Here is a 6558-nt window from a genome sequence, read left to right on the forward strand (position 1 = left end):
AACTCCCTACAGAGTTTTTCTGGTGCCTTATGCCTTTTGCCTGGTGCGGCGGTTGGTGATGAGCATCGATACCAGCACGAGCAGGACCGCGACCAGGAACATGGCCGTACCGATGACGTTGATCTGGACGGGCGTGCCGCGCTGTGCCGAACCCCAGACGAACATGGGGAAGGTGACGGTGGAGCCCGCGTTGAAATTGGTGATGATGAAATCGTCGAAGGAGAGCGCGAAGGAGAGCAGCGCGCCCGCCGCGATTCCGGGGGCCGCGATGGGGAGGGTGACCCGGACGAACGTCTGCACCGGTCCCGCGTAGAGGTCCCGGGCCGCCTCCTCCAGGCGCGGGTCCATCGACATCACGCGCGCCTTGACCGCGGTGACGACGAAGCTGAGGCAGAACATGATGTGGGCGATCAGGATCGTGTAGAAGCCCAGTTGGGCGCCCATGTTCAGGAACAGGGTGAGCAGCGAGGCCGCCATGACGACCTCGGGCATCGCCATCGGCAGGAAGATCAGCGAGTTCACGGCGCCGCGGGCCCGGAAGCGGTAGCGGACCAGCGCGAAGGCGATCATCGTGCCGAGGAGCGTGGCGCCGATGGTCGCCAGGGCCGCGATCCGGAGGCTGATGGAGAGCGAGCCGCACATGTCGGCGACTCCGCACGGCTGTTTCCAGGCGTCGAGCGAGAACCGCTGCCACTCGTAGTTGAAACGCCCCTTCGGTTTGTTGAAGGAGAACACCGTGACGATGACGTTCGGAAGCAGCAGATATCCGAGGGTGAACAGTCCCGCGATGACGACGAGACGCTTCTTGAGCCAGTTGACGAAGGGCATTTAGACCAGATCCTCCGTCCCGGACCGGCGGATGTAGATCGTGACCATGAAAAGGATCGCGGCCATGAGGATGAAGGAGAGCGCGGCCGCCGTCGGATAGTCGAGGATCCGCAGGAACTGCGTCTGGATCACGTTTCCGATCATGCGGGTGTCGGTCGAGCCGAGGAGTTCGGCGTTGACGTAGTCACCGGCCGCCGGGATGAAGGTCAGCAGCGTGCCGGAGACCACGCCGGGCATCGACAGCGGGAAGGTGACCTTGCGGAAGGTCGTCCAGGGCTTCGCGTACAGGTCGCCGGCCGCCTCGTGCAGCCGTCCGTCGATCCGCTCCAGCGAGGTGTAGAGCGGCAGGATCATGAACGGCAGGAAGTTGTACGTCAGGCCGCAGACCACGGCGAGCGGTGTGGCGAGGACGCGGTCGCCGGCCGTCCAGCCGAGGAAGTCCGTGACGCTCAGGATGTGCAGCGAGTTCAGGACGTGCACGACCGGGCCGTTGTCGGCGAGGATCGTCTTCCAGGCCAGGGTGCGGATCAGGAAGCTGGTGAAGAACGGCGCGATCACCAGGATCATGATCAGGTTCCGCCAGCGGCCGGCGCGGAAGGCGATCAGGTACGCCAGCGGGTAGCCGAGCAGCAGGCAGAGCACGGTGGCCGCGGCCGCGTAGAAGACGGACCGCAGGAACTGCGGCCAGTACTCGCTCAGCGCGTTCCAGTAGGTCGCGAAGTGCCAGGTGACCTTGTAGCCCTCTTCCAGGGACCCCGTCTGGACGGACGTGGACGCCTGGTAGATCATCGGCAGCGCGAAGAAGACCACCAGCCAGAGCAGGCCGGGCAGCAGCAGCCAGTACGGCGTGAAGCGGCCGCGTCTGCGCGGGGGCTTCGCCGCCTCGGGTTCGGTGGGCGCCAGCGGCGGCGGCGCCTCGGAGAGCGTGGCCATCAGGCGGCTTCCTCCTCGGTGCCGGCGTCGATGTCCTGGGCGGCGTCCAGACCGAAGGTGTGGGCCGGGCTCCAGTGCAGGACGACGTCGGCGCCCGGGACGAGCCGGCCGTCGCGGTCGACGTTCTGCACGTACACCGCGAACTCGGGGCAGACCGCGCTGTCGATGACGTACTGCGTGGAGACGCCGATGAAGCTGGCGTCGGCGATCTTGCCGGTGATCCGGTTGCGTCCCTCGGGGATGGAGCCGGCGTCGTCGGCGTGGGTGAGGGAGATCTTCTCGGGCCGGATGCCGACGAGCACCTTGCCGCCCGTCGTGGTGGGCGCCGAACAGCGCGCCTCGGGCAGGACGAGCTTGCCGCCGCCCGCCTTGAGCACGATGTCGTCGCCGCTCTTCGTGTCCACCTCGGCCTCGATCAGGTTCGAGGTGCCGAGGAAGTTGGCGACGAAGGTGGTGTTCGGGTTCTCGTAGAGGTCGGTGGGCGAGCCGAGCTGCTCCACCCGTCCCGCGTTCATCACCGCGACCGTGTCGGCCATGGTCATGGCCTCCTCCTGGTCGTGCGTGACGTGCACGAAGGTGATGCCGACCTCGGTCTGGATCCGCTTGAGCTCCAGCTGCATCTGGCGCCGCAGCTTGAGGTCGAGGGCGCCGAGCGGCTCGTCGAGGAGCAGCACCTTGGGGTGGTTGATGAGCGCGCGGGCCACCGCGACGCGCTGCTGCTGGCCGCCGGAGAGCTGGTGCGGCTTCTTGCGCGCCTGCTCGCCGAGCTGGACCAGCTCCAGCATGTCCTCGACCTGCTTCTTCACGCTCTTGATGCCGCGCCGGCGCAGGCCGAAGGCGACGTTCTCGAAGATGTCGAGGTGCGGGAAGAGGGCGTAGGACTGGAAGACGGTGTTCACCGGCCGCTTGTACGGAGGCAGACGGGTCACGTCCTGGTCGCCCAGGTGCACGGTGCCGCTGGTCGGCTCCTCCAGCCCCGCGATCATGCGCAGGGTGGTCGTCTTGCCGCAGCCCGAGGCCCCGAGCAGGGCGAAGAAGGAACCCTGGGGCACGGTCAGGTCCATCGGTCTCACGGCGGTGAAGCCGTTGTCGTAGGTCTTGCCGATGCCGGTGAGGCGGACGTCGCCGCTGCTGTCTGTCGTCGTCATGGTGTCGTCACGCCCCTGTGAGCTTCGCGAACTTCTGCTGGTAGGCCGTCTCTTCCTTCGAGCTCAGGGCGCGGAAGGCGTGGGACCTGGCCTGCATGGCCTTGTCGGGAACGATCAGCGGGTTGCTCGCCGCCCCCTTGTCGATCTTGGCGAGGTACGGCTGCACGTCCGCGACCGGGCTGACGTAGTTGACGTAGGCGGAGAGTTCGGCGGCCGGTTCGGGTTCGTAGTAGTAGTCGATGAGCCGCTCGGCGTTGGTCTTGTGGCGCGCCTTGTTGGGGATCATCAGGTTGTCGGTCGACGTCATGTAGCCGCTGTCCGGGATGACGTACGCGACGTCCGGGTTGTCGGCCTGCAGCTGTACGACGTCACCGCCCCAGGCGACACAGGCCGCCAGGTCGCCCTTGCTGAGGTCCGAGGTGTAGTCGTTGCCGGTGAACCGGCGGATCTGCCCCTTGTCGACGGCCTTCTGGAGCCGGGCGATCACCGCGTCGTAGTTGTCGCCGGTGAACTTCCCCGGGTCGATGCCCATGTCGAGCATGGTCATGCCGACGGTGTCCCGCATCTCGGTCAGCAGTCCGACCCGGCCCTTGAGCGCGGGGTTGTCGAGCAGGTCGGAGACCGACTTCACCTCGACGCCGTCCAGGGCCTTCTTGTTGAAGGCGACGACCGTCGAGATGCCCTGCCAGGGGTAGGAGTAGGCCCGGCCCGGGTCCCAGTCGGGGCTGCGGAACTGGTCCGTCAGGTTGGCGAAGGCATGCGGCAGGTGGGAGGCGTCCAGCTTCTGGACGTAGCCGAGCCGGATCATGCGGGCGGCCAGCCAGTCGGTGAGGACGATCAGGTCCCGGCCGGTGTCCTGGCCGGCGGCGAGCTGCGGCTGGATCTTGCCGAAGAACTCGTCGTTGTCGTTGATGTCCTCGGTGTACTTGACCGTGATCCCGGTCCGCTTGCGGAACGCGTCCAGGGTCGGGTGGGTCTTCCCGCTGTCGTCGACGTCGATGTACTCGGGCCAGTTGGAGAAGTTGACGACCTTCTCCTCGGCCGAGTGGTCGTCGGCGGAGACGCCGCCCTGGGACTTGCCGGCCGCGGGGATGCCGCAGGCGCTCAGCGCGCCGACGCCGCCCACCGCGAGCGCACCGCCCAGGAACGACCGGCGGGCCAGGGCAGCCCTGCCGGTGCGGAGGCTGCGCCGCATGGCGGCCGCTACGACCGGCGAAGGGCGGTCGGGCTCGTACTGCCTCATGCGCTTGATGCCCTTTCGGGAAGAGGGCCGTGATGAGCGGCCTCAGGTGTGACTATCGGTCCCCGAAGATCGTGCGGTGCCAGTCCTTCCGGGCCACCGCCGTGTTGTCGAACATTACGTGCTTGACCTGGGTGTACTCCTCGAACGAGTACACCGACATGTCCTTGCCGAAGCCGGACGCCTTGTAGCCGCCGTGCGGCATCTCGCTGATGATCGGAATGTGGTCGTTGACCCACACGCACCCCGCCTTGATCTCGCGGGTGGCGCGGTTCGCCCGGTAGACGCTGCTGCTCCACGCCGAGGCGGCCAGACCGTAGGGGGTGTCGTTGGCCAGCCGGATCCCCTCATCATCACTGTCGAACGGCAGAACGACCAGCACCGGACCGAAGATCTCGGCCTGGACGATCTCGCTGTCCTGCGGCGCGTCGGCGATCAGGGTCGGCCGGTAGTACGCGCCGCTCTTCAGCTCGTCCTGCGGCGGCTCGCCGCCGGTCACCACGCGCGCGTAGCCGCGCGCCCGCTCGACGAAGCCGGCGACCCGGTCCCGCTGGGCGTGCGAGATCAGCGGCCCGAGGTCGGTGCCGGGGGCGAAGGGGTCGCCCAGCCGCACGGTCTCCATCAGGGCGGCCGTCCGCTCGACGAAGTCCTCGTAGAGCGGCCGCTGCACGTACGCGCGGGTGGCGGCCGTGCAGTCCTGCCCGGTGTTGATGAGCGCCCCGGCGACGGCCCCGTTGACGGCCGCCTCCAGATCGGCGTCGTCGAAGACGACGAACGGCGCCTTGCCGCCGAGTTCCAGGTGCAGGCGCTTGACGGTCGCGGTGGCGACCTCGGCGACCCGCTTGCCGACGCCGGTGGAGCCGGTGAAGGAGGTCATGGCGACGTCGGGGTGCCCGACCAGATGCTCGCCGGCCTCCTTCCCGGTCCCGGTGACGATGTTGACGACACCGTCGGGGATACCGGCGAGGGTGGCCGCCTCGGCGAAGAGCAGCGAGGTCAGCGGGGTGAGCTCGGCCGGCTTCAGCACGATCGTGTTGCCGGCCGCGATCGCCGGGAGGATCTTCCAGGCGGCCATCTGGAGGGGGTAGTTCCAGGGCGCGATCGACCCGACGACACCGATGGGCTCGCGGCGGACGTACGACGTGTGGTCGCCGGAGTACTCACCGGCCGCCTGTCCCTGCAGGTGCCGGGCGGCGCCCGCGAAGAACGCGGTGTTGTCGACGGTCCCCGGCACGTCGAACTCGCGGGTCAGCTTGAGCGGCTTGCCGCACTGCAGGGACTCGGCGCGGGCGAACTCCTCGGCGCGGTCGGCGAGCACGGCGGCGAACCGGTGCAGCGCGTCCGAACGCTCGCCGGGGGTCGCCCCGGACCACCCGGGAAAGGCGTCCCGCGCGGCGGCCACGGCCCGGTCGACGTCGTCCGTCCCGGCCAGCTCGTAGGTGTACACCTCCGCACCGGTGGCGGGGTCGACGACGGCGTGCGTACGGCCTGACGTGCCCTTGCTGAAACGGCCCCCGATGTACTGCGCGCCGCCCGCGAGCCGCTCCTGCGCGGGGAAGGTCTCCGGGGTGGCGGTGCCCGGGTTGTCCATGTCGAATCTCCTCCGCCGTCACCCCGCCCGGAGGGGCGGATGGCGTAGCTCCGGCTCGATTTGACTGCCGATCCTGACAGAGCAGAGGGAGTCCAACAAGTGATTCCGTTGTTGCCTTTTGGTTACGCGACGGAATCTGTCGACCACATGTCGAGTCGGGGCGGAAAAGGCGGGACGGAGTGTCAGTGGTGCCTGCCAGACTGGCGTGCATGGTGAAGATCGATTCTGCGGAAGCCCTGATCAGGGCGGCCCGGGCGGGGGCCAGGATCAAGTACCTGCACTTCTGGGGACACCGTCCGGCGCCGGACGGACGGGTCTCGGCGAGCTGCCTGAGCCAGTGGTGGCCGTCACCCTTCGTGGTCGAGGGCGTGGAATACGCGACCGCCGAGCACTGGATGATGGCGGCGAAGGCCCGGCTGTTCGGCGACACGGAGGCGGAGCGCCGGATCCTGGCGGCCGGTCACCCCGCCGAGGCCAAGAAGGCGGGCCGGCTGGTCAGGGACTTCGACGGCCCTACCTGGGACCGGGAGCGCTTCGGGATCGTCACCGAGGGCAGCGTGCACAAGTTCGCCGCCGACGCGGGCCTGCGGGAGTTCCTGCTGGCGACCGGCGACCGGGTCCTGGTGGAGGCGAGCCCGGTGGACCGGATATGGGGCATCGGCCTGGCGGCGACCGACGACGCGGCGACGGACCCGACCCGGTGGAAGGGCCTGAACCTGCTGGGCTTCGCACTGATGGAAGCGCGGGAGACCCTGCGGGCGACACGGCCGGACTAGGCCGCACACCCCACCCTCCCCAGAGCCACGTCAACCGCGCGG

Annotated in this window: 6 protein-coding genes; 1 reads left to right on the forward strand and 5 read right to left on the reverse strand. The window is 68.5% G+C overall.

Annotated features, from left to right (window positions below; translation table 11 throughout):
* Positions 1-27: 27 nt before the first annotated feature.
* Genes ACFY3I_RS29715 through ACFY3I_RS29735 form a run of 5 tightly spaced genes read right to left on the reverse strand, consistent with a single transcriptional unit; the run spans position 28 to position 5740 of the window.
* Entirely contained in the window at positions 28-828 is an 801-nt protein-coding gene (locus ACFY3I_RS29715) for an ABC transporter permease (RefSeq protein WP_390864155.1), read from the reverse strand.
* Positions 829-1761, reverse strand: coding sequence for an ABC transporter permease (locus tag ACFY3I_RS29720; protein WP_365289334.1), 933 nt, complete (start codon positions 1759-1761; stop codon positions 829-831).
* Positions 1761-2909: an ABC transporter ATP-binding protein gene (locus ACFY3I_RS29725; RefSeq protein ID WP_390864157.1), complete on the reverse strand. Its 1149-nt coding sequence runs from the start codon at positions 2907-2909 to the stop codon at positions 1761-1763. The genes ACFY3I_RS29720 and ACFY3I_RS29725 overlap by 1 nt, the downstream gene beginning before the upstream one ends.
* 7 nt (positions 2910-2916) lie before the next feature.
* Complete coding sequence (locus tag ACFY3I_RS29730) at positions 2917-4152, reverse strand: spermidine/putrescine ABC transporter substrate-binding protein (protein WP_365289336.1); 1236 nt, start codon at positions 4150-4152, stop codon at positions 2917-2919.
* A 52-nt stretch (positions 4153-4204) separates the two neighbouring features.
* Entirely contained in the window at positions 4205-5740 is a 1536-nt protein-coding gene (locus ACFY3I_RS29735) for a gamma-aminobutyraldehyde dehydrogenase (protein WP_390864159.1), read from the reverse strand.
* Between the two features lie 209 nt (positions 5741-5949).
* Here ACFY3I_RS29735 and ACFY3I_RS29740 point away from each other — a divergent pair, with 209 nt between their 5' ends.
* Positions 5950-6516, forward strand: coding sequence for an NADAR family protein (locus tag ACFY3I_RS29740; protein WP_390864161.1), 567 nt, complete (start codon positions 5950-5952; stop codon positions 6514-6516).
* Positions 6517-6558 lie beyond the last annotated feature (42 nt).

It is taken from the genome of Streptomyces sp. NPDC001068 (genome assembly GCF_042897315.1).
GTDB lineage: Bacteria > Actinomycetota > Actinomycetes > Streptomycetales > Streptomycetaceae > Streptomyces.

Coding starts and splice junctions, on each gene's coding strand:
- ACFY3I_RS29720 (WP_365289334.1), bottom strand. CDS start 1,761: ATGGCCACGCTCTCCGAGGCGCCGCCGCCGCTGGCGCCCACCGAACCC.
- ACFY3I_RS29740 (WP_390864161.1), top strand. CDS start 5,950: ATGGTGAAGATCGATTCTGCGGAAGCCCTGATCAGGGCGGCCCGGGCG.
- ACFY3I_RS29715 (WP_390864155.1), bottom strand. CDS start 828: ATGCCCTTCGTCAACTGGCTCAAGAAGCGTCTCGTCGTCATCGCGGGA.
- ACFY3I_RS29735 (WP_390864159.1), bottom strand. CDS start 5,740: ATGGACAACCCGGGCACCGCCACCCCGGAGACCTTCCCCGCGCAGGAG.
- ACFY3I_RS29730 (WP_365289336.1), bottom strand. CDS start 4,152: ATGAGGCAGTACGAGCCCGACCGCCCTTCGCCGGTCGTAGCGGCCGCC.
- ACFY3I_RS29725 (WP_390864157.1), bottom strand. CDS start 2,909: ATGACGACGACAGACAGCAGCGGCGACGTCCGCCTCACCGGCATCGGC.